This window comes from Kushneria sinocarnis, from assembly GCF_003633775.1.
GTDB lineage: Bacteria > Pseudomonadota > Gammaproteobacteria > Pseudomonadales > Halomonadaceae > Kushneria > Kushneria sinocarnis.
This window is the reverse complement of record NZ_RBIN01000001.1, coordinates 377,160-399,174: the sequence shown is the minus strand read 5'-3', so window position 1 is coordinate 399,174 and position 22,015 is coordinate 377,160. Positions and strand designations below refer to the sequence as shown.

23 protein-coding genes are annotated in these 22,015 nt (G+C 67.1%); 12 read left to right on the top strand and 11 right to left on the bottom strand.

Features of this window, described 5'->3' with window-relative positions:
* The first annotated feature begins 89 nt into the window (after positions 1-89).
* The gene (locus tag C7446_RS16805; protein WP_342768338.1) at positions 90-518 is read left to right on the top strand and encodes a glutathione S-transferase; all 429 of its coding nucleotides are present in this window, start codon (positions 90-92) and stop codon (positions 516-518) included.
* Positions 419-781 carry a glutathione S-transferase C-terminal domain-containing protein gene (locus C7446_RS16800; protein ID WP_342768337.1) on the top strand — a complete coding sequence of 121 codons (363 nt, stop codon included), beginning with the start codon at positions 419-421 and terminating at the stop codon, positions 779-781. Before C7446_RS16805 ends, C7446_RS16800 begins: the two co-directional genes overlap by 100 nt.
* Before the next feature lie 18 nt (positions 782-799).
* On the opposite strand, the gene C7446_RS01800 is transcribed toward C7446_RS16800, so the two are convergent.
* The 3 genes from C7446_RS01800 to cbiE form a co-directional block, all read right to left on the bottom strand.
* The gene (locus C7446_RS01800) at positions 800-1,339 is read right to left on the bottom strand and encodes a hypothetical protein (RefSeq protein ID WP_121170703.1); all 540 of its coding nucleotides are present in this window, start codon (positions 1,337-1,339) and stop codon (positions 800-802) included.
* A gap of 15 nt (positions 1,340-1,354) precedes the next feature.
* Positions 1,355-2,116, bottom strand: coding sequence for a precorrin-4 C(11)-methyltransferase (gene cobM / locus C7446_RS01795; RefSeq protein WP_121170701.1), 762 nt, complete (start codon positions 2,114-2,116; stop codon positions 1,355-1,357).
* An 86-nt stretch (positions 2,117-2,202) separates the two neighbouring features.
* Complete coding sequence (gene cbiE, locus C7446_RS01790; protein WP_121170699.1) at positions 2,203-3,465, bottom strand: precorrin-6y C5,15-methyltransferase (decarboxylating) subunit CbiE; 1,263 nt, start codon at positions 3,463-3,465, stop codon at positions 2,203-2,205.
* A 151-nt stretch (positions 3,466-3,616) separates the two neighbouring features.
* Between cbiE and C7446_RS01785 the strand changes: the two genes are divergently transcribed.
* Complete coding sequence (locus C7446_RS01785; RefSeq protein WP_121170697.1) at positions 3,617-4,483, top strand: aldo/keto reductase; 867 nt, start codon at positions 3,617-3,619, stop codon at positions 4,481-4,483.
* A gap of 75 nt (positions 4,484-4,558) precedes the next feature.
* Here C7446_RS01785 and C7446_RS01780 read toward each other — a convergent pair whose 3' ends face one another.
* The 3 genes from C7446_RS01780 to C7446_RS01770 all read right to left on the bottom strand — a co-directional run bounded on the left by C7446_RS01780 (position 4,559) and on the right by C7446_RS01770 (position 8,136).
* The gene (locus C7446_RS01780; protein ID WP_121170696.1) at positions 4,559-5,335 is read right to left on the bottom strand and encodes an IclR family transcriptional regulator; all 777 of its coding nucleotides are present in this window, start codon (positions 5,333-5,335) and stop codon (positions 4,559-4,561) included.
* 113 nt (positions 5,336-5,448) lie between these two features.
* A complete protein-coding gene (locus C7446_RS01775; protein WP_121170694.1) occupies positions 5,449-6,948 on the bottom strand; it encodes a CoA-acylating methylmalonate-semialdehyde dehydrogenase in 1,500 nt (499 codons plus the stop codon).
* A 6-nt stretch (positions 6,949-6,954) separates the two neighbouring features.
* Complete coding sequence (locus C7446_RS01770; RefSeq protein WP_121170692.1) at positions 6,955-8,136, bottom strand: iron-containing alcohol dehydrogenase; 1,182 nt, start codon at positions 8,134-8,136, stop codon at positions 6,955-6,957.
* 825 nt (positions 8,137-8,961) lie between these two features.
* Between C7446_RS01770 and C7446_RS01765 the strand changes: the two genes are divergently transcribed.
* Entirely contained in the window at positions 8,962-10,269 is a 1,308-nt protein-coding gene (locus C7446_RS01765; protein ID WP_121170691.1) for a GntP family permease, read from the top strand.
* Positions 10,270-10,332: 63 nt separating this feature from the next.
* On the opposite strand, the gene C7446_RS01760 is transcribed toward C7446_RS01765, so the two are convergent.
* Positions 10,333-11,106: a 3-hydroxybutyrate dehydrogenase gene (locus C7446_RS01760; protein ID WP_121170689.1), complete on the bottom strand. Its 774-nt coding sequence runs from the start codon at positions 11,104-11,106 to the stop codon at positions 10,333-10,335.
* 199 nt (positions 11,107-11,305) lie between these two features.
* Here C7446_RS01760 and C7446_RS01755 point away from each other — a divergent pair, with 199 nt between their 5' ends.
* The 5 genes from C7446_RS01755 to C7446_RS01735 all read left to right on the top strand — a co-directional run bounded on the left by C7446_RS01755 (position 11,306) and on the right by C7446_RS01735 (position 16,080).
* A complete protein-coding gene (locus C7446_RS01755; protein WP_121170687.1) occupies positions 11,306-12,007 on the top strand; it encodes a CoA transferase subunit A in 702 nt (233 codons plus the stop codon).
* Between the two features lies 1 nt (position 12,008).
* Positions 12,009-12,656, top strand: coding sequence for a CoA transferase subunit B (locus C7446_RS01750; RefSeq protein ID WP_121170685.1), 648 nt, complete (start codon positions 12,009-12,011; stop codon positions 12,654-12,656).
* Positions 12,649-13,821, top strand: a complete 1,173-nt coding sequence (locus tag C7446_RS01745) for an acetyl-CoA C-acetyltransferase (protein WP_121170683.1) — start codon at positions 12,649-12,651, stop codon at positions 13,819-13,821. The genes C7446_RS01750 and C7446_RS01745 overlap by 8 nt, the downstream gene beginning before the upstream one ends.
* Positions 13,822-13,890: 69 nt before the next feature.
* On the top strand, positions 13,891-15,207 hold the full coding sequence (locus tag C7446_RS01740) for a short-chain fatty acid transporter (RefSeq protein WP_121170681.1): 1,317 nt from the start codon (positions 13,891-13,893) through the stop codon (positions 15,205-15,207).
* A gap of 90 nt (positions 15,208-15,297) precedes the next feature.
* Positions 15,298-16,080, top strand: a complete 783-nt coding sequence (locus C7446_RS01735) for a cobalt-precorrin-6A reductase (protein ID WP_121170680.1) — start codon at positions 15,298-15,300, stop codon at positions 16,078-16,080.
* Here the strand turns inward: C7446_RS01735 and C7446_RS01730 are convergent.
* From C7446_RS01730 to C7446_RS01715, 4 genes are read right to left on the bottom strand one after another with little or no spacing between them, the layout of a single operon-like run.
* Entirely contained in the window at positions 16,032-16,826 is a 795-nt protein-coding gene (locus C7446_RS01730; RefSeq protein ID WP_121170678.1) for a precorrin-3B C(17)-methyltransferase, read from the bottom strand. The genes C7446_RS01735 and C7446_RS01730 overlap by 49 nt on opposite strands.
* Positions 16,819-17,652, bottom strand: a complete 834-nt coding sequence (locus C7446_RS01725; protein WP_245977598.1) for a precorrin-2 C(20)-methyltransferase — start codon at positions 17,650-17,652, stop codon at positions 16,819-16,821. Before C7446_RS01725 ends, C7446_RS01730 begins: the two co-directional genes overlap by 8 nt.
* Entirely contained in the window at positions 17,649-18,299 is a 651-nt protein-coding gene (locus tag C7446_RS01720) for a precorrin-8X methylmutase (protein WP_121170674.1), read from the bottom strand. Before C7446_RS01720 ends, C7446_RS01725 begins: the two co-directional genes overlap by 4 nt.
* Before the next feature lie 46 nt (positions 18,300-18,345).
* On the bottom strand, positions 18,346-19,761 hold the full coding sequence (locus C7446_RS01715) for a hypothetical protein (protein ID WP_170149971.1): 1,416 nt from the start codon (positions 19,759-19,761) through the stop codon (positions 18,346-18,348).
* Positions 19,762-19,950: 189 nt separating this feature from the next.
* Here C7446_RS01715 and C7446_RS01710 point away from each other — a divergent pair, with 189 nt between their 5' ends.
* From C7446_RS01710 to C7446_RS01700, 3 genes are read left to right on the top strand one after another with little or no spacing between them, the layout of a single operon-like run.
* Entirely contained in the window at positions 19,951-20,781 is an 831-nt protein-coding gene (locus tag C7446_RS01710) for a transporter substrate-binding domain-containing protein (RefSeq protein WP_121170670.1), read from the top strand.
* On the top strand, positions 20,778-21,362 hold the full coding sequence (locus C7446_RS01705; RefSeq protein WP_121170668.1) for a DNA-3-methyladenine glycosylase: 585 nt from the start codon (positions 20,778-20,780) through the stop codon (positions 21,360-21,362). The genes C7446_RS01710 and C7446_RS01705 overlap by 4 nt, the downstream gene beginning before the upstream one ends.
* Positions 21,363-21,388: 26 nt before the next feature.
* Positions 21,389-21,994, top strand: coding sequence for a DNA-3-methyladenine glycosylase (locus C7446_RS01700; RefSeq protein WP_121170666.1), 606 nt, complete (start codon positions 21,389-21,391; stop codon positions 21,992-21,994).
* The last annotated feature ends 21 nt before the right edge of the window (positions 21,995-22,015 follow it).

The window sequence follows — 22,015 nt, the reverse complement described above, 5'->3', positions numbered from 1 at the left end:
CACCGCCATGCGCCGATAAACGACTGGCGGTGCGCCCCCGGGCCTGAGAACATGAAGATCTCCATGTCCTCGTCGCTCGGGAGGCGCCCATGCATTACCGACTGTTCATTGCCAACCGCAACTACTCCTCCTGGTCGATGCGCCCCTGGGTACTGATGCGCGCGCTCGGCATTGATTTCGAGGAGATCCTGACCCCGTTCGAAGGCGCCGGTCGCCAGCGTGCCTTCGAGGCCTTCTCGCCCACCGGCCGGGTGCCCTGCCTGCATGACGGCGACGAGGTGATCTGGGAGTCGCTGGCGATCATCGAGTATCTCGCCGAAGCCTATCCCGGTGTCTGGCCCGCGCATCGCGACCCCCGCAGCTGGGCGCGCTCGGCGAGTGCCGAAATGCATGCGGGCTTTGCCGCCCTGCGCGACGAATGCTCGATGAACTGCGCCCTGCGCATCGAGCTCGGCGCCCCGGGGAGGCCCTCGCCCGCGACCTCAGGCGCCTCGAGGCGCTCTGGCAGGAGGGGCTGACCCGTTTCGGCAGCCCCTGGCTGGCCGGCGAGCACTTTACCGCCGTGGATGCCTTCTACGCCCCGGTCGCGGTGCGCATTCGAGGCTACGGGCTCACGCTCGGCCCGACCGCCATGGCCTATGCCGAGCGGCTGCTGGCCCATCCGGCGGTCGCCGACTGGATCGAGCAGGGCATTCGCGAACCCTGGCGTGACGAGCCCCACGAGGCCGACTGCATCCGCGGCCGGCGGGTCCTCGACGATCTGCGCCAGCAGGTGGCCTGAGGCCCCGGCGCTTCGGCATCAGGGCTCGTGCCCGGCCTGGCGCAGCATGCGATTGCGCCAGGCGTTGACGTGACCGACGAACTCGTGGCCACGGTGCACGTTCGCCAGCACGATCGGGTCGGTATCGGTAAAGCGATTGTCGACCTGGATCGGATAGGCCTTCGTCAGCCAGCGCAGAAAGCCGGTGGCGTAACTCGCCTGACGCAGATCGCGCCAGTTGGTGCCGATCACCCCGCGCCGCCAGGGCAGGATGCCGCGGTAGCACCAGACGCCGTCCCGATCCGAGTAGAGTCGCACGCGGCGGATATAGAGCACCCGATAGATCACCAGCCCCAGCGCAAACAGCACGATGGCCGCCCCACCGGCGAACAGCAGCTGCGCCATCAGCGGGGTCAGGGTCACCCAGCGGTTGAACAGCATGAAGGCGACGCCGATGGCGCAGGCGATGCCTCCCTTGAGCAGGACGTTCAGATAGGCCAGCCACGAGAGGCGATGCTCGCGAAAGCGATAGAGGGTTTCGTCATCGCCCCGCATGCTGTCCGGCAGGTCATTCTCCATGGCGTCATCCGCTGATCAGTCATCGGTGTGTCGAAAACGCCGGCAGTAGCCGGCTTCATAGAGCGCACTGTCACGAAACTCGCGCACCGCCAGTGCCGGGCCGACCAGGATCAGGGCGCTGCGCTCGATGGGCTCGGCCGCCAGCGCCGCCACCACGCTCTCCAGCCGGGCGGTGACGAGGCGTTCATCCGGCCAGCTGACCCGATAGGCCACCGCCACCGGACATGCCGCCCCGTAGAACGGCAGCAAGCGCTCGACGATCTCCGAAAGGCGCTGGATCGCCAGGTGAATCGCCAGCGTCGCGCCGCTCGCCGCAAAGTGTTCCAGCCGTTCGGCCCCGGGCATCTTCGAGGCCCGCCCGGAGAGCCGGGTCAGCACCACGCTCTGCGACACCTCGGGCACCGTCAGCTCCCGGCCGAGCGCGGCCGCCGCGGCCGAGAACGCCGGCACGCCCGGCGTCAGCGTCCAGGGGATGCCGCGCGCGTCGAGCCGTCGCAGCTGCTCGGCGACCGCCGAATAGACCGACAGGTCCCCGGAGTGCAGCCGCGCCACCTCCTCGCCGGCCTCGAAGGCGCGCACATACTCGGCTTCGATGGCCTCGAGATCGAGCGGCGCGGTATTCACCCGCCTCGCATCCGGCAGGCAGTAATCGAGCAGCTCTTCGGCCACGGTCGAGCCGGCATACAGACAGACCGGACAGCGCGCCAGCAGCCGCTGACCGCGTACGGTAATCAGATCGGCGGCGCCCGGACCGGCGCCGATGAAGTGGACAGTCACCCTGGTCTCCGCTTGCACATGTCTCTGGCGCTACTGCATATGGCACTACTTCGATGGCGTTACTTCTCTGGCGCTACCTTCCAGAGCTACTGCGGCGCACTGAACTCCCGTGGCTTGTGCCAGCACCACTGCACGATGGTCCGGGCCGGCGCCCAGCCGGTCATGCCGCCCAGCGGCGCGGCGTGCTCGTGGCCCAGCCGGATCAGTTCGCCCCCCAGCATGCGGTAACACTCGCCCAGTGCCAGTTCGGTCTCCAGCGTGACCGCATTGGCGACCAGCCGGCCGCCCGGCCGGAGCCGATCGATACACAGCGCCAGCAACTCGGTGTCGGAAGCACCGCCGCCGACGAAGATGGCGTCGGGGTCGGCCAGCTCGGCCAGTGCCTGCGGCGCCCGGCCCTCGACCGTGCTCAGGCGCGGCACTCCCATGGCCGCCGCGTTGCGCTCGATCCGCGCCACTCGCTCGGTCTCCGCCTCGATCGCGACCGCTTCCAGCGAGTCATCGCACAGCAGCCACTCGATGGCGATCGCGCCGCTGCCGGCGCCGATATCCCACAGCCGTTCGCCGTGACACGGCGCCAGCCGCGCCAGCGTCATCGCCCGGACATCACGCCGGGTGAGCTGACCATCATGCTCGAAACGGTCATCCGGCCTGCCGGGGGCCAGGGCAATCACCTGCGCCCGGCTGTCGGCCACCACCGTGACCGCCAGCACATTGAGCGGATCGCTGCTCTCTTCGGCTTCGGCCAGGGCCGCGGCCGTGGTTTCGCTGCGGCGCTCCCGCTCCCCATCCAGTGCTTCAAGCACCTGCACCCGGCTCCGGCCGAAACCGCGCTCGACCAGCCGCCGGGCGATGGTCGCGGGCGCCTCGCCGTCGCTGGTCAGCACCACCAGCCGGGCGCCTTCATGCAGGTGCGGATGAATCGCCTCCAGCGGCCGCCCGTGCAGTGACACCAGCCGCGTGCTCTGCATCGGCCAGCCCATGCGGGCACACGCCAGCGAAAAGGCCGAGGGTGCCGCCAGCACACTCATCTCCTCCGCCGGGACATGCCGGGCCAGGGTCGCGCCGATGCCATAATGGAAGGGATCACCGGAGGCGAGCACCACCACCCGCCGCCCGCGATGACCCAGCAGCCACTCGATGCCGTCACCGAGCGGTGACGGCCAGGCGATCGCCTGACCGGTGATCAGCGTGGCGGCCAGCGCCAGATGCCGCGTTCCGCCGAACACCACCTCGGCTGCCCCGATCGCCTCACGGGCGCGGGTATCCAGCCCCTCGACGCCATCCTCGCCGATCCCCACCAGGGTCAGCCAGCGCTGTGCCTCCGCCACACGGGCGTTGTTGTCCATTGCCGCCCTCTTTTGCAGGTTGGGTGTGCATGATCTCCCAGTATCGCATCGTTGTGCGCCGGCCAACACAGTTGGTCGCATCGCCCGTGGCCGACGGGCAGCCTTGCTACACTGGCGGCTCATCCGTGTTTGTCGTGACAGGAGAGAGAACATGACACTGCCGCAGATCCGGCTTGCCGACGGTACCCGCCTGCCCGCCATCGGCCAGGGCAGCTGGCACATGGGCGAAGGGCGCTACACCGCCCGGGAAGAGGCCGACGCCCTGCGTCTCGGTCTCGATCTGGGCCTGAAGGTCATCGACACGGCCGAAATGTATGCCGGTGGACGCTCGGAGGAGGTGGTCGGCGAGGCGATCCGCGACCGCCGTGACGATGCCTTCGTGGTCTCCAAGGTGCTGCCGGGCAACGCCTCCCGCCGCGGCACCATCGAGGCGTGCGAACGCAGCCTTGCGCATCTGGGCATCGAGCAGCTCGATCTCTACCTGCTGCACTGGCGCGGTGGCACACCGCTGGAAGAGACCCTCGAAGCCTTCGAACAGCTCATCGGGGACGGCAAAATCGCCCGCTGGGGCGTCTCCAACCTTGATACCGACGACATGCAGGAACTGCTCGGGCTGTCCGGCGGCCGTGCCTGCCAGACCAATCAGCTGCTCTACAATCTCGGCTCGCGCGGTATCGAGTACGATCTGCTGCCGACCCTGACCGAACACGACATCCCGGTGATGGCCTACTGCCCGGTGGCCCAGGGCGGACGCCAGAGCCGCCATCTCACCGACAGTGACGCAGTGCGCGCCGTGGCCGACAGGCACCGCGTCTCGCCCACGCAGGTGCTGCTGGCCTGGACGATCCGCGAGCAGGGCGGACAGCATCCGGTGATGGCAATCCCCAAGGCCGTCCGGCCCGAGCACGTGCGCGACAATGCTGCCGCGCTGACGCTGGAACTCGACGACGAGGATCTGGCGCGGCTCGATGAGGCGTTTCCGCCGCCGGCGCGCAAGCAGCGGCTGGATATCGTCTGAGCAGCCCCCGGCGGATCCGGCCACGGCGACCGGCCGCCCGGTCGCCATGGCTGTCGCCCGCGGCAGCACGCACCGCTACCGCGCGCCGTCCCCCTCGCCCAGCATCGCCTCCAGCGCCGTGGCCGCCTCGCGCAGCATCGGCGCCAGTGCGAGCATGTCCTCCATGCTGCGACGCAGCACCGGGGCATGACAGAACAGGCAGGCCAGCAGCTCGCCATGGCGACGGATCGGCACCGAACAGGCCACCATGCCATCGATGAACTCTTCGTTGTCGGTGCCCAGCTCGTGCTCGCGCACGGGCACCAGCGCCCGTTTCAGGGCCTCCGGCTCCGTCAGCGTATTGCGCGCCCGGCGCTCCAGCGTCAGGTGCTGCAGCACCCGGTCCAGCTGGTGTTCGGGCAGCCCGGCGAGATAGAGCTTGCCACTGGAACTGCACCAGACCGGCACCCGGCTGCCGATCGGCAGATGGATCTGCAGCGGCCAGTGACACTGCACCCGGTCGTAGTAGATCATTTCGGTGCCCCGGGGAATGGCGATCCCGCAGGTTTCGCCGATGCGCTCGGCCAGTCCCTGCAGGATGGCCTGACGCTGGACACTGAAACGGCCGGTGTACAGCACGCTGAAGGCGATCTCTTCCAGCCGCTGCGCCGGGATCAGCTGCCCGCGCAGATTGGTCCTGATGAACCCCTCCTGCTCCAGCGTCTGCACCAGGCGGTGCGCCGTCGCGCGGGGAATATCCAGCTGCAGCGCCAGATCGGTGGCCAGTGGCGGGTGTTCGGCACGTGCAATGGTTTCGAGCATGCTCAGCACGCGCCGAATGGACGAACTGCCGTCGCGGGAAGCACTCCCCATCAATCCGATTCCGTTTCCCGAAAGAAGGCCCACACTCTATCAGAGCACTCCCGGCCCCACACGACCGAAGCCGACCGCCCCGCTGTCGGCTTCGGTCGGGCCACCGGCCCGGATTACTGCATGGTCGGCATGGAGAAATCCGCACTGTTGCGAAGACCGGTCGGCCAGCGCCGGGTCACGGTCTTCATGCGCGAGAAGAAGCGCACGCCATCCGGGCCATGCATGTGCAGCGGGCCGAACAGCGAGCGCTTCCAGCCGCCGAAGGAGTGGAAGGCCATGGGGACCGGAATCGGTACGTTGACGCCCACCATGCCGGCCTGCACGTTCTCCTCGAACTGACGGGCCGTGTCGCCGTCGCGGGTGAAAATGGCGGTGCCATTGCCGTATTCATGACGGTTGATGAGCGCCAGTGCCTCATCGAACGATTCCGCGCGCACCACCACCAGTACCGGACCGAAGATCTCCTCCTGATAGATGCGCATCTGCGGGGTGACCCGATCGAACAGCGAGGGCCCCAGGAAGTATCCGGCCTCGCGACGGCTCACCTCGTGCTGGCGGCCGTCGACCACCAGTTCGGCGCCCTCCTCGGCGCCCAGCTCGATGTAGGCAGCCACCCGGTCGCGATGCTCCTGCGTGACCAGCGGCCCCATGTCCGGCTCGGGATCGGCGGTACCGGGGCCGATGGTCATGCGACCGATGGCATCCTTGAGCTGCCCGACCAGATTGTCGGCCACCTGCTCACCCACGCAGACCGCCACCGAGATCGACATGCAGCGCTCACCGGCCGAACCGTAGGCGGCACCCATCAGGGAGCTGACCACCTGCTCGGGATCGGCATCGGGCATCACCATCATGTGGTTCTTGGCCCCGCCCAGCGCCTGACAGCGCTTGCCGTGGGCCGCGGCCGTGGCATAGATGTGCTCGGCGATGGGGGTGGAGCCGACGAAGCTCACGGCCTGGATCTGCGGATCGGTCAGCAGCACATCGACGGCCTCCCGGGCGCCGTTGACCACGTTGAACACCCCGTCCGGCAGCCCGGCCTCGGCCAGCAGCTCCGCCATCAGCATGGGGGCACTCGGATCCTTCTCGGAAGGCTTCATGATGAAGGTGTTGCCGCAGGCGATGGCGATCGGGAACATCCACATGGGCACCATCGCCGGGAAATTGAACGGCGAAATACCGGCGCACACCCCCAGCGGCTGCATGAGCGAGTTGGCATCCACTCCGCGACCGACGTTAAGGCTGAACTCCCCCTTCTGCAGATGCGGAATGCCGCAGGCAAACTCCACCACCTCGAGTCCACGGGTGATCTCCCCCCGGGCATCCGACAGCACCTTGCCGTGTTCCCGTGCGATCAGCTCGGCCATCTCGTCGCGGCGCTCTTCCAGCAGCGCCTTGAATCTGAACAGATAACGTGCCCGCACCACGGCCGGCGTCTTCGACCAGTCGGGAAAGGCCGCCGCGGCGGCCTCGATCGCCTGGCGGGTATCGCTGGCATCGGCCATCGCCAGCTCGAGCCGCTGCGCGCCGCTGGCCGGGTTGTACACCGCCGAGGTGCGGCCGGACTGCCCGCTGACCTGGCTGCCGTTGATGAAGTGTCCCAGTTGTTGCATGACGGATTACTCCTGGTTCCAGACCTGTTCGTAGAGCGCCACGATGTCGTCGGCCTCCGGTACACGCGGGTTGTTGCCGGGCGATCCGGAGGCCAGCGCCTGTTCGGCCATGGTGGCACTCAGTTCGAAATAGCGGGCCCGCTCGATGCCGTACGCTTTCGGACCGGGCACTTCCAGCTCGCGGTTGAGCGCCCGGAGTTCGGCCAGCAGCCTGTCGTTGGCAGTTGCGGTGTCATCACCGGCCGCTGCCACGCCCATGGTGCGGGCGCATTCGGCATAGCGCTCCGGGGCAGCCGGAATGGAAAACCCGGTCACCGCCGGCAGCAGCATGGCGTTGGAGAGCCCGTGCGGGACGTGAAAGGCCGCCCCGATGGGCCGACTCATGCCATGCACCAGCGCCACCGAGGCGTTGGAAAAGGCCATGCCGCCCAGGGTGGCGCCCATCATCATGGCCTCGCGCGCCGCGCGATCATCCGGCTCATGCCACACCCGCCGCAGGTTGGGGGCGATCAGCCGCATGGCCGCCAGGGCCTGCTGATCGCTGAAGGGGTTGGCCTTGCGGCTGACATAGGCCTCGATGGCATGGGTCAGGGCATCGATGCCGGTATCCGCGGTTACCCGGGGCGGCACGCTCATGGTCAGTTCGAAGTCCACCAGCGCGGCCATCGGCATGAATCCCAGCCCGCCACACAGCATCTTCTCGCCGACGTCATCGTCGGTAATGATGGTGAAGCGGGTCGCTTCGGAGCCGGTCCCGGCAGTGGTCGGAATGGCCACCACCGGCAGCCCCGGCTGCTCGGCCTCGTTGGGAAAGCGGTAATCGCGGATCTGACCACCGGCCAGCCCCAGCACGCTGATGGCCTTGGCCGAATCGATGGGGCTGCCGCCGCCCAGGGCGATCACGCTATCGAACCGGCTGCCATCGGGCAGGCCGGCCGTGAGCGTGGCGACCCCCTCCAGAATCGAGGACTCGGTCGGTTCGGGGACGGTGTCGGCGAAGACACCATGGTGCACACCCGCCTCGTCCAGCAGGGCAGCGACGCGCCGAAGATAACCGAGCTCTTCCATCATGTGATCGGTCACGATCAGCGGTCGGCTGACGCCCAGTGAGCGCAATACGACCGCCAGTTGGTTAACGGCCCCGGCTCCGGACTGCAGGATCCGTGGCAGCAGGGTGTGGTGTGACATGACCGCCTCTCACCTGCCGATGGCAGCGACGTGAAGATGAGTGATGATTCACCGACCAGATCCAATAATGGGATCTGAAGTCTCACTTTCTGAATAAGAGCTTCATCAGGGCGTGTCAAAGCTGCCGTTCGGAGTCCTTGCCGCGCAGGCTTCTGCCGCAACAAAAAGCACTTTCAAATCAGAAACCTGCCCATAAATTCCGGCGCCTTATACTTTGGATGAACGCACCCTGCCGAGGGCTTTGCCCTGCCCCTGGGCACTACCGCCAGCCCCTCAACCCCACGGGGCAGGCAGCAACCTGCGTGATCTACCGGCTCATGGCCGGCAACTGCCCCGCTTTTGACTTTTCAGGATTTTCCGTTCCAGAGCGAACGCTTCTTTCGGATCGACAGGTTACCCGCCACCCGCACTCTACGACCCTGGTTTAATCAACCAAAGTCGCCTGCAATCTTGCATAACCATAAACACCTGAATATGAAGGATTAAAAAAATACCAACGAATCGACGATCACGTCATTACGCCCCGCTTACAGACATCCGATTGACACCTGAGCGCGCAGCCAATATCAAAAAATGAGATCTGATTTCTCAATGAAAAGGGGAAAATTCACTGCTTCATGGCCAGGCACTCACCCAGTTTGCGATGGGCGACCTATCGCCATTTCCGGCTCGCGGCACGGGGTCGATCACCAAAGCCATAGCCGACATGCCGGGGAATCATCAACAAGGATCGTGCCAGCTATTGCAGCCTGCAGGGCGAGCACGGGCCAGCCGGCGAACGAAGCATGACGAGTACCACCCACATCTGCTCAAGAGGTTTCGGAAATGAGTTATATCGGGCTGTTTGGAGGGCTGGCTCTGCTGATCTGGCTGACCATGCGGGGCACCAATCTGCTGATTGCCGGACCGATTTCGGCACTTCTGGTTGCCACGCTCAGCAGCATATCGCTTTTCCCGCAGCTGGCGGCCGAAGGCGATCCTTCCTACGTCAGTGCCTACATGAACGGTTTTACCAGCTTCATGAGCTCCTGGTTCTTCATGTTCCTGCTGGGCGCCATATTCGGCAAGCTGATGGGCGATTGTGGTGCTGCCGAAAGTATCGCCAAGTTCATCATCGGCAAGCTCGGTGCCGGTAATGCCGCACTGGGAATCGTGCTCTCCTGCGCCATTCTCACCTATGGCGGGGTCAGCCTTTTCATCGTCGCCTTCGCCGTCTATCCAATGGCGGTCAGCCTGTTCCAGGAGGCCAACCTCCCCCGGCGCTTCATCCCGGCTGCCATGGGCTTTGGCTCTTCCACCTTCACCATGACTTCGGCGGGCTCGGTGGAAATCCAGAACTGGATTCCGATGAAATATCTCGGCACCTCACCCTATGCCGGCTGGGCCGTCAGTGCAGTGATCGCCCTGGTCATGATCGTGCTTGGGTCACTGTGGCTCAACCGGATGCTGCGTCAGGCCGTGGCCGCAGGGGAAGCCTTTCAGGAGCGCGACAATGATCCCGTGCTCGATCGTGAACAGCTGCCCTCGTTTGCCCTCAGCATCCTGCCGCTGGTGGTGGTGCTGGCCATCTCCTTCCTCTTCCATGACCGGCTTGAGGAATCGGCCCTGATCGTCGCACTGCTGGCCGGTGTCGTGACCACCCTGGCCCTGCACTACCGGCGCTTCCTGAACATCGGCTCGGCCGTTTCCGAGGGCGCTGTCGGCGCCCTGCTGGCGATCGCCAATACCTGTGCCGTGGTCGGTTTCGGTACGGTCGCCAAGGCCACCCCGGCCTTTGCCAGTGTCGTGGATGTCATGACCTCGTTGCCGGGCTCGCCTTTGATCGGCGCCGCCGTTGCGGTCACCGCCATCGCCGGCCTGACCGGTTCGGCCTCGGGCGGGCTGGCCATCGCCCTGCCCCTGATCGCGCCGCACTACACCGCCATGGGGGTCAACAGCGATGCCCTGCACCGCGTCTCCTCCATCGCCTCGGGCGCGCTCGATTCACTGCCCCACAACGGCTATGTGGTGACCACCATCAGGGTCATATCGGGTGAAACCCACAAGGATGCCTACCCGGCCTTTGGCAAGCTGACGGTGCTGCTGCCGCTGGTGGGCGTCCTGCTGGCCATCCTGCTGTTCATTCTGTTCTGAGCCCCGCTGGCGGGCAGCCCGGCGTGCCCGGCCCGCCTGCGGTTGCCGGGCGCTTATCGGCCCCTAGCGGGCCGTCCAGCCCAGGTTGATATCCCAGCTCGCCCCGGTGACTGCCGAAGCCTGCTCGGAGGCGAGATAGTCCGCAATTCCGGCCACTTCTTCCGGTTCGATCAGCCGCTTGATGGCGGCCCCCTCCAGCATGATCTGCTCGATGACGGCCTGTTCATCCATCCCATGCAGGCGCGCCTGATCGGCGATCTGACGTTCGACCAGCGGGGTGCGGACATAGGCCGGGCAGAGCGCATTGGCAGTAATACCCTGCTCACCGCCCTCGAGCGCTGCAGTGCGGGTCAGCCCGAGCAGCCCGTGCTTGGCGCTGACATAGGCCGCCTTGCCCGGCGAAGCGACATGCGCATGGATGGAGGCAATATTGATGATCCGCCCCCACTGCTGCCGGCGCATGTGCGGCCAGACCGCCTGTGTCAGTATGAAAGGCGCCGTCAGCATCAGATCAATGATGGTGCGCCACTTGCCTTCATCGAAGGTTTCGAGGCGTTCAACATGCTGAATACCGGCATTGTTCACCAGTATATCGACGCCACCGAACAGGGCCTCTGCCCTTGCGACGGCGGCACGGCACTGCTCGCCATCGGTGAGGTCAGCACAATGAAATTCGGCGCCGGCAGCCTCGGCCACGGACTGACCGCCAGGGTCGGCGTCCACCGCCAGTACCTGACAACCTGTCTGGCAGAGTTTTTCCACCACTGCCCTGCCAATACCGCTCGAAGTACCGGTCACCAGCGCGACCCGGGGCGCTTGAGGGCCACTTGTACTCATCAGTCACCTTTCCGTCGGTTCACGAATGCTGCAGGAAGGTCTTCAACTTCGACCGAGTCGTGACCGGCTGCAAGTGCCCGTCACCGTCCTGCGACTAAAGGCCGATTCAGTATTGCGACTGTCCCCCCAACACTGGACCGACTGTCCCCGGAACCCCGTGTTCCGGACACGCCCCTGAACCCTGCCAAGAGAGTCATTGATGGACAAATGTTTTGCCTCCGCCCATGAGGCACTCGATGGCCTGATCGAGGACGGCATGACGCTGGCCGTGGGCGGCTTCGGCCTGTGCGGTATTCCCGAGGCGCTGATCGAGGCGCTGCGGGATACCGGCAAACGCGAACTGACCGTCGCCAGCAACAATGCCGGGGTTGACGGCTTCGGGCTGGGGCTGCTGCTGGAATCCCGGCAGATCAGCAAGATGATGTCCTCCTACGTGGGCGAGAACCGGGAGTTCGAGCGCCAGTACCTTTCCGGTGAACTGGAACTCGAATTCTGCCCCCAGGGCACGCTCGCCGAGCGGCTGCGTGCCGGCGGTGCCGGGATTGCGGCCTTCTACACTCGTACCGGCTACGGCACGAAGATCGCCGAAGGCAAGGAAGTACGGGAGTTCAATGGCGAGCACTACGTCATGGAACACGGGCTACCAGTGGATGTTGCGCTGGTGAAGGCCCAGGTGGCCGATCGCGCCGGCAACCTGCGTTTTGCCAAAACCGCTCGCAACTTCAACCCGCTGGCGGCGATGGCCGGCCGAGTGTGTGTGGCCGAGGTGGAGGAGATCGTCGAGACCGGCGCCATCGACCCCGATGATGTGCATCTGCCGGGGATCTTCGTCCATCGCATCGTGCATAACCCCAACCCGGAAAAGCGCATCGAGAAACGCACGCTCAGGGAGGCGAACTGAGATGGTCTGGACACGTGAGCAGATGGCCGAACGCGCCGCCGGCGAGCTCGAGGACGGTTTTTACGTCAATCTCGGCATCGGCCAGCCCACCCTGGTGGCCAATTACATTCCCGAAAGGATGGATGTCTGGTTGCAATCGGAGAACGGGATGCTCGGCATCGGCCCCTTCCCGACCGAGGGAACCGTCGATCCGGATCTGATCAACGCAGGCAAGCAGACCGTCACCTCACTGCCCGGCAGCAGCTTCTTCGATAACGCCGAGTCGTTCGCAATGATCCGCGGCGGCCACATCAACCTGGCCATCCTCGGCGCCATGCAGGTCTCGCAGCAGGGCGATCTCGCCAACTGGATGATTCCGGGCAAGATGGTCAAGGGCATGGGCGGCGCCATGGATCTGGTGGCCGGCGTGCAGCGGGTGGTAGTACTGATGGCTCATACTGCGAAGGGCGAGCACAAGATCCTGCCCGAATGCACCCTGCCACTGACCGGCGTGGGCGTGGTCAACCGCATCATCACCGACATGGGCGTGATGGATATTACCGAAGGGGGTGTCGCGCTGGTGGAGCTCGCCCCGGAGGTGACCCTCGAAGAGATCCGTGAAGCCACCGGCTGCGAGCTGCTTGATCGTCGGGAGAGCCAGCATGCGTGATGTCGTGATCGCCGGTGCCACGCGCACCGCCATTGGCGCCTTTCAGGGCGGGCTGGCCACGGTCCCCGCCGCCGAGCTCGGCAGTACCGTGATTCGCGCCGTGCTCGGCGAACTCGACCCCGCCACGGTGGACGAGGTGATCATGGGCCATGTACTGCGTGCCGGCACCGGCCAGAACACCGCCCGTCAGGCCGCGATCGGCGCCGGACTGCCCGAAGGCGTACCCGCCATGACCGTCGACAAGGTCTGCGGTTCCGGGCTGAAGGCCGTGCAGCTGGCAGTACAGGCGATTCGCTGCGGCGATGCCGAGACCATCGTGGCCGGCGGCATGGAGTGCATGAGTCTGGCCCCCTACGTGCTGCCGAAGGCGCGCACCGGTCTGCGCATGGGGCATGCCGAGCTGCTCGACAGCATGATTCATGACGGGCTGTGGGACGCCTTCAACGACTACCACATGGGGGCCACTGCGGAGAATCTGGCCGAACGCTACGCCATCAGCCGCGAGGCTCAGGATACCTTCGCCGCTGAATCCCAGCGCCGCGCCAGCGAAGCACGCGATACAGGGCGTTTTGACGCCGAAATCACTCCGGTCGAGGTCCATGGTCGGCGTGGCGAGACCACCCTGATCGAGCGCGACGAACAGCCCCGCGAAGGCGTGACTGCCGAATCGCTGGCGCGGCTCAAACCGGCCTTTGCCAGAAATGGCACCGTCACCGCCGGTAACGCCTCGGCGCTCAACGACGGCGCTGCCGCACTGCTGATCATGAGTCGCGAACGCGCCGAATCGCTCGGCCTGCCGGTGCTGGCCACCGTAACCGGCCACGCCGGGGCCGCGGTCGACCCCGCCGTCATGGGGCTGGGGCCGGTGCCCGCCACGCAGCGCTGCCTGACGCGTGCCGGCTGGTCAATCGACCAGCTGGAGCTGATCGAAGCCAACGAGGCTTTTGCCGCCCAGGCACTGGCAGTGCAACAGGAACTGGGCTGGGACCCGGCCCGGGTCAACGTCAACGGTGGCGCCATTGCGCTGGGCCACCCGATCGGTGCTTCCGGCGCACGCATTCTGGTGAGCCTGCTGCACGAGATGGTGCGTCGCGATGTCCATCGCGGGCTGGCAACGCTCTGCATCGGCGGCGGCCAAGGGGTGGCCGTGGCGGTGGAGCGCTGAGCGCTCTCATTCCGAAAAACTCGTGGCGGCGCCTGGCGCCGTCCATAACAACAACGGGAACACACCATCATGCTCAGACTGTTGTCACGCCCGGCGGTACGTCTGGTGGAGCGCTACCTGCCCGACCCGTTCATCTTCGTGCTGCTGCTCACCCTGATCGCCGCCGGTGCCGCGATGCTGTTCGAGCAGCAGTCGCCGCTGGCGATCATGCGCATCTGGGGCGACGGTTTCTGGGGGCTGCTCTCCTTCTCAATGCAGATGCTGCTGGTACTGGTGACCGGCTTCATGTTCGCCAACACCCCGCCGATCAAGCGCCTGCTGGCGCGGCTGGCAGACGTGCCTCGCAGTGCCGGGGGCGCCATCGTGCTGGTCAGTCTGGTGTCGCTGACAGCCAGCTGGATTAACTGGGGCTTCGGGCTGGTGGTCGGCGCCCTGTTTGCCCGGGTCATGGCACGCCGGATCCGGGTGGATTATCGCCTGCTGGTGGCCAGCGCCTACTCCGGTTTCGTGGTCTGGCATGGCGGGCTGGCCGGCTCGATCCCGCTCACCATCGCCACCGAAGGGCATTTCATGGCCGATCGAATCGGCGTGATCCCGACCGGCGATACCCTCTTCTCGCTGTTCAACCTGGCCATCGTGGTGGCCCTGTTCATCGCCGTGCCACTGGTCAATCGCCTGATGCTACCCGATGAGAGCGAGGCCGTAATCGTCGATACCGAGCGGCTCGACGAAACCAACACCGCCGCGACCTCCCCCTCACCCCAGCGCCCGGCCGAGCGCCTCGAGAACAGTACGCTGCTGGCCTGGCTGGTCGGCATTCCCGGGCTGATCTTCCTGCTCGATCACTTCCTGCTGCGCGGCGGCGGGCTCAACCTCAACATCGTCAACTTCCTGTTCCTGTTTCTGGCGATCGTGCTGCACCGCACCCCGCGGCGGCTGCTCGACAGTCTCCACGAGGCGATCCGCGGCGGCGCCGGCATCGTCATCCAGTTCCCCTTCTACGCCGGGATCATGGCGATCATGATCCAGTCCGGTCTGGCCGAGTCGATGTCGCAATGGTTTGTCTCGATTGCCAGCGCCAACAGCCTGCCCTTCTGGTCCTTCATCAGCGCGGGTATCGTCAATCTGTTCGTACCCTCGGGCGGCGGGCAGTGGGCCGTGCAGGCGCCGGTGATGATCCCGGCCGCCCAGCAGCTGGGTGCCGATATCGCGCATGTCGCCATGGGCGTGGCCTGGGGCGATGCGTGGACCAATCTGCTGCAGCCCTTCTGGGCGCTACCGGTACTGGCGATCGCCGGGCTGAAGGCGCGGGACATCATGGGCTTCTGTCTGATTCAGCTGGTGGTCACCGGGGTGATCATCGCGCTCGGACTGACGCTGCTTTAGGGGCCCGGGTGGATGCCAGCAGATCGGGCGCGTCGAAGGCGAGCGCAATCCGTGTCACGATGGCCTTCCACTCCCGGAATGACTGACACCATGCCCCTTCGATTGCTGCTGCTCGGCGGGACCGGCGAGGCACGCCGGCTGGCCGAACGCCTCGCCGGGGATGACCGCTTCGAGGTCATCCTGTCGCTGGCCGGGCGCACCCGAACGCCGCGACTGGCGCCGGTCACCGTGCGCCAGGGCGGTTTCGGCGGCATCGCAGGGCTGACCGCCTGGCTTGAGCGCGAATCGATCGATGCCATGATCCTCGCCACCCATCCCTTCGCCGCGCAGATGGCCGTCCATGCCGAGCAGGCCGCCCGGCGGACCGGCATCCCCACGCTCCATCTGGCCCGCCCCGAGTGGCCGCGCCATCCACAGGATTGCTGGTTGGAGTGTGATCGGCTCGAGGACGCGCCGGCCCTGCTGGGCGATACTCCACGCCGGGTGCTGCTGGCGCTGGGGCGACAGCAGGCGGCCCTGTTCGAGGCGGCACCACAGCACGACTACCTGATCCGCAGCGTCGAACCGCTCGAGCCGGCGCTCGACCTGCCGCGCGCGCAGAGCCTGCTGGCGCGCGGACCCTTCACCCTGGCAAGCGAGCGCGCGCTGCTGAAGCGTCATGGGATTGAAGTGATCGTCACCAAGCACAGCGGCGGCGAGGAGACCTACGCCAAGATTGCCGCCGCCCGCGAGCTGGGCATTCGGGTGGTGATGGTTCGCCGGCCACCGACGCCGGCGCTGCCCCGGGTCGAGCATATTGATGAGGCGCTTGAATGGCTGATTCGTCAGGCGGAAACTTCCGGATCGCACCCCGGCGCAAATCGCGGCGAGTAAACCAGCGGAGGCTGATCCGGCCGCTCGACCACCCGGGTCTGTTCGGAGCCGATCATCACCAGGGTCGCCATGTCGGCCCATTCGGCCCGGGCCTCGGCCAGGGTCGTGATCCGCATGTGCTCATCGGCGCGCCCCGCCGCGCGCCCGAAGATGACGACCGTCTCACCGGTCAGTGTTTCCCGCAGCAGCTCGAATGTGCGACCCAGTTGCCAGGGGCGGGAGGCCGAAATGGGATTGTAGAGTGCCATCACGAATCCGGCCTCGGCAGCCGCCTGCAGCCGACGTTCGATCAGTGCCCAGGGCTTGAGGTTGTCGGAGAGGGAGATGGCGCAGAAGTCGTGCCCCAGTGGTGCGCCACAGGCGGCAGCGACGGCGAACATCGCACTGATGCCCGGGATCATCTGCACCTCCAGGGCACGCCAGTGCACGGGGCCGCGCTCGATCTGCTCGCAGACGGCCGCCGCCATGGCGAACACACCCGGGTCACCGCCGGAGACCATCGCCACCCGGGCGCCGGCCGCGGCATCGGTCAGCGCCTGGCGAGCACGGGCACCCTCCTCGCGATTATCGGAAGCCATTCGGCGCGGATCGTGTTCATCGACCACGCGATTCAGATAAGGGCCGTAGCCGTAGAGCCGTTCGGCGGCATCCAGCGCTTCGCGCGCCCGGGGCGTCAGCAGGTGCGGCTCACCGGGTCCCAGCCCGATCACCCAAAGTGCACCACCGTGCGTCACCGCATCACTCATCCTGCGGCGCCTTGTTCAGCAGATGGCGCAGCGCTTCGGGACGATAGTGCGACTCGTGCCAGCCCGGCACCAGCACGATCGAGAAATACGGCGCCGGGGCATCGTCACGCTCGGCCAGCGCGATGCTCTGCGCACCCGCCATGGTGGCGCGTTCGACATAGAGCGCCCGCTCCAGCTGACCGGTACGCGCCAGCGCCCGCCGGATCGTCGGCAGATTGCGCCCCACCTTCATGATCACGGCGGCTTCACAGCGGCCGAGCCGCTCGACCAGACCGTCCTCATCGAGCGTGCCCGGCAGAATGCTCAGCACGTCATCGCCCTGGCAGATCGGCAGGCCGGCACTCGACCAGCCCCCCGACATGCCGCTCACGCCGGGGATCACGGTGGTGGTGTAGTGCGACGCCAGGCGCACATGCAGATGCATCCAGGAGCCATAGAAGAGCGGATCGCCCTCGGAGAGCACCGCCACCTGCTCGCCACGCTCGAGATGCTCGGCGAGCCGCGCCGCACTCTCGTCATAGAAGGCGGTGATGGCATCGCGATAGGCGCTCGAATGGCGCGGCAGCTCGGTGGTCACCGGATAGTAGAGCGCCAGCTCGGGCTGACCGGGGCGCAGCTGTTCGGCGACCACCCGGCGCGCGTTGCTGACATTGCCGGCCTTGGCGAACCACGCCACCACGTCGGCCTGCGCCAGCGTACGCACCGCCTTGAGGGTCAGCAGCTCGGGGTCGCCCGGGCCGGTGCCCACGCCGAACAGCTGCCCCTGCTGCGAGGGGGCAGCGCGGCCGGCGCCGGACAGCATGGCCTGCTCGGTAAAGGTTCTCACAGCGCTGCACTCGCCAGTGCGTTGACGGTCGCCGAGGCGATGGCACTGCCCCCCATGCGGCCGTGCACCGTGATGAAGGGAATGCCCAGCCGACTCGCGGCCAGCGCCTGCTTGGATTCGCGGGCGCCGACGAACCCGACCGGCACCCCGACGATCAGCGCCGGGCGCGGCAATGCGCCCTGTTCGAGCCGTTCGAGCAGATGAAACAGCGCCGTCGGGGCATTGCCGATCACCACCACGGCACCCGCCAGCTGCATGCCCCACAGCTCCAGCGCCGCCGCCGACCGGGTATTGCCGAGCTCGGCGGCCAGTTGCGGGGTGCGCTCATCGCGCAGCGTGCAGTGCACCTCGTTGCCCGCCGGCAGCCGCTTGCGGGTAATGCCGCGATCCACCATTTCGGCATCGCACAGGATCGGCATGCCGCTTTGCAGCACGCGCCGGCCCACGCTCGCGGCATCGCCGCCGAACTCGATGTGCTCGGCCAGCTCGACCAGCCCGCAGGCATGAATCATGCGGATGGCGATCTCGGCCTCGAGCTCGCTGAAGCGCTCGAGCGCCGCCTCCTCGCGAATGATCGCGAAGGACTGGCGGTAGATCTCGCGGCCATCACGGATATAGTCGAAACTGCTCTCCAGGCTCTGCGTCATGCGCCCCCTGCCCTCCGTATCGCCCGTCGCACGGGCGTGTCGTTGTTCACTCGGTTGCCGCCAGCCATGCGGCCAGTCGCGCCTCGCCCAGCCGCACCAGGGTCTCACGCATGGTCTCGCCATGACGATGCACCCGCTGCACCCGCCGCGCCAGCTGTGCCACCGCCTGCGGCAGCCGCTCGGCCGCCAGCGCCACGAGCTGGCCCGAATCATCGGCGCGAGCTTCCAGCCCCAGCGTCACGCCCTCCGGAGTACCGGTAAGGACCAGCGTCGCCGGATTCGGCCGCGCACAGCCCTTGGTGCAGCCGGAAAGGTGCAGCGAGACGCTGCCATCACACAGTGGTGCGGCGGCCGCGGCAATATCCGCCGCCAGCGTGCGGGTCATCAGCTGGCCGCTGGCACAGCCGGCAGCACCCACACAGCTCTCCAGACTCAGGCGCGGATCATCGGGGTCGGTGATCAGCCCCAGCGTCCGGGCCCGATGCGCGAGAGCAGCGACATCCAGCGAGCCGTGACCGGCCACCCGCCAGCGCCGTCCCGGTGCCGGGGCGAAGGTGTCGGCACCACACCGGCGCGCCGCCCGGGTCAGCTGCAGCAGTGTGGTGGCTTCCAGCTGGCCGAACGGCCAGTGAATCTCGAGCTGCTGCGAATCCGCGCCGACCACCGGGCGCTCCGGCGGCCGTGGGCGTACCCAGGCGATCGCCGGTCGCAGCCCCAGCACCTCGCAGAGCTGCAATGGCGCGCGGTGCGCCAGCAGATCGCGCCCGCGCGCCCGGGGGCCACAGGCGGCAATCGCCTCGAGCAGCGCCTCGGCACCCTCGGCCAGCCGCGCCAGACCGATATCACCCAGCCAGGTGACCGTGTCGGCATCCCCGGCCAGCCCCAGCCAGCCCCGCCGTTCCCCGTCGCTGTCGCGTACCAGACGAATACGCAGGTCGGCACTCAAGCGATCCAGCCCCGCCCATTCGCCGCCGGCATCGATGACGACCGCCACCTTGGGCGCAAGTCCTTCGACGCCCGCCGCCAGCAGGCGCTCGCGCAGCCGGCCGGCAACCGCCCGGTCGGTGTCATCAAGCCCGGCATCACAAGCCATCAGCGCATCAAGCGTGATCGCCGGAGCACGCGGATCGAGCAGATCACTTCCGATCACCGATGCCGAGGCGTGGCCCGGATGACCGGCCAGCTCGCGCGGCAGCCGACCCACATCTTCCGCCTGCAGTCCGCGCAGCTGCAGGTTGCCACGCCGGGTCAGCTCGATGATGCCGTTGCCCAGCCGCTCGGCGGCTTCACACAGCACGATCGTCTCTGCCACCCCGAGCCCGCGCGGCAGCGGCGGCAGACGGGCCAGATGGCCGTCGCCGGTCGCCATCGGCGCGTGCAGCGTGGGGCAGGCACCCCGTCGCAGCCCCTGCCTGCGGCGGGCGTCGCCTCCATCGGAGGTATCGGTTGCAAACGGAATCATGGGCTCTCTGCCGGGCATTCGCCTCTCATGGCGGACATGCTACAGCATCCCGCCACGCTTCACGAAACCGGCGGCGGCCACTGCCGGGGCGCTGGCAAAAAGGGCAGACCCGGGCGAGGATGGCCGCTGCGCTCGTTTCACAGCGAGCATGCGCCGCGGGCCGTTTCAACCACACAACAAGGATTCCCGATGAAACGCTTCCATGCCGCCATCCTGCTCGCCGGAGCGCTCTGCGCCAGCGCCACCCTGGCGCACGCCGCCGACACCCTGCGCCTCGCCATCGATGTGCCCTACAGACCCTTTGTCGAGCGGACACCGACCGGCGGGCTGACGGGGTTTGAAATCGATCTCGGCAACGCCCTGTGCCGGCGCGCCGGGTTCGACTGCCAGTGGATCGAACAGGCCTGGAACGGCATCATTCCGGGACTTGAAGCACGCAAGTATGATGCCATTCTCTCATCGATGGCGATCACCCCCGAGCGCGAGCGGCAGGTGCTGTTCTCGATCCCCTACTACAGTACGCCGAGCGTGTGGCTCATCCCGCGTGAGCGCGATATCGAACTGGCCGACCGGGCCTCGCTGCAGGATCTGACCGCAGGCGTGCAGCGCGACTCGACCCGCGATGCCTACGTCACCGAATGGTACGGCGATGTGCTCGAAATCCGGCGCTACGATTCTTCCGAGGCGGTCGACAACGCGCTCAGGGCCGGCCAGCTCGATCTGGTCTTCGAGGACATGCCGATCGCCCTGGAGAATATCGATTTCCGCGGCGATGATGCCCCCTTCAGGCAGCTCGGCCCCGCCATCAGGGAGCCCACCTCGATCTTCGGCCGCGGAGCCGCGATGGCCTTTCGCCCGCGCGACCGGGGGCTGGCGGTGAAATTCAACCAGGCCATCCGGGACATCTACGCTGACGGCACCTTCGACAGGCTGATGCACCGCTACTTCGACTACGATCTCTCGACACCGCCGCCGTCACGCCCGCAGCCGGGCACCGGAGCAGGGAAGCAGGCACCATGACCACAGAACGCCCGCTCGGGCCCGCCTTCTTCAACCGCGACCCCGACCAGGTTGCGCGCGAGCTGCTGGGCTGCCAGCTGGTGCATGACAGCCCCGACGGCCGAATGGCGGCTCGGATCGTCGAAACCGAGGCCTACGGTACCGATGCCGACAGCGCCTGCTACGCTGCCCGGGGTAGCCGCCGGCGTCATGCCACCATTCACGGCCCGCCGGGGGTGGGGCATCTCTACTGCGTGTACGGCCACACCCTGCTCAATGTAGTGGCCGCGGCGGAGGGCACTCCGGGAGCGGTCCTGATTCGCGCGGTGACCCCGCTGGCGGGTGAGGCCCTGATGGTGGCGCATCGCAATGGACGCAGCGGACGCGAGCTGGCCAACGGCCCCGGCAAGCTGACCCGGGCGATGGCCATCGCCCGCGCGCATTTCGACCGAACCGGGCTTTACGGCCGCAGCGCGCTCTTCTTCGCGGCCGGCGACGCGGTGCCCGACAGTGCCGTGACCACCGGGCCGCGCATCGGCATCGACTACGCCGATCCGGTCGATCGCGATGCCCCGCGCCGCTTTCGGCTCATGCTGCGCTGAACACGATTCACCCGAGGGAGCCCTGCATGCCCGACCCCGAGTTTCCCCCGTCACCGCTGCCGCGCAGCTTCTTTGCCCGCGATTCGCGTACGGTGGCCCGCGAGCTGCTGGGGCGCGAACTGGTCCACGACAGCGCCGAGGGCATACTGATCGCCCGGATCGTCGAGACCGAGGCCTACGGCGACGAACGCGACAGCGCCTGTCACGTCGCCCGGGGCCGCACCCCGCGCAACGAGGTACTCTATGGCCCGCCGGGCCACGCCTATGTCTACCTGGTCTACGGGCTGCATGAGCTGCTCAACGTGGTCACCGAGTGCGATGGCCTGCCAGGCGCGGTGCTGCTGCGCGCCATCGTGCCCGTCCATGGCAAGGCCGCGATGGTCGCCCGGCGCAATGGCCGCGCCGGCCGCGAGCTGGGCAACGGGCCGGGCAAGCTCTCGCAGGCGCTGGGCATCACCCGGGCCGCCTTCAATCGCGCCGATCTCTGCAGCGGCCGGGGGCTGTGGTTCGCCGCCGGCACCCCCGCGGCCGCCGGCGAGATCCGCACCGGCCCGCGGGTCGGCATCGACTACGCCGATCCGGTTGATCGCGATGCCCCCTGGCGCTTTCTACTCCGGCCCGGGCAGCAGTGACCGATTCTCACCGACCACCTC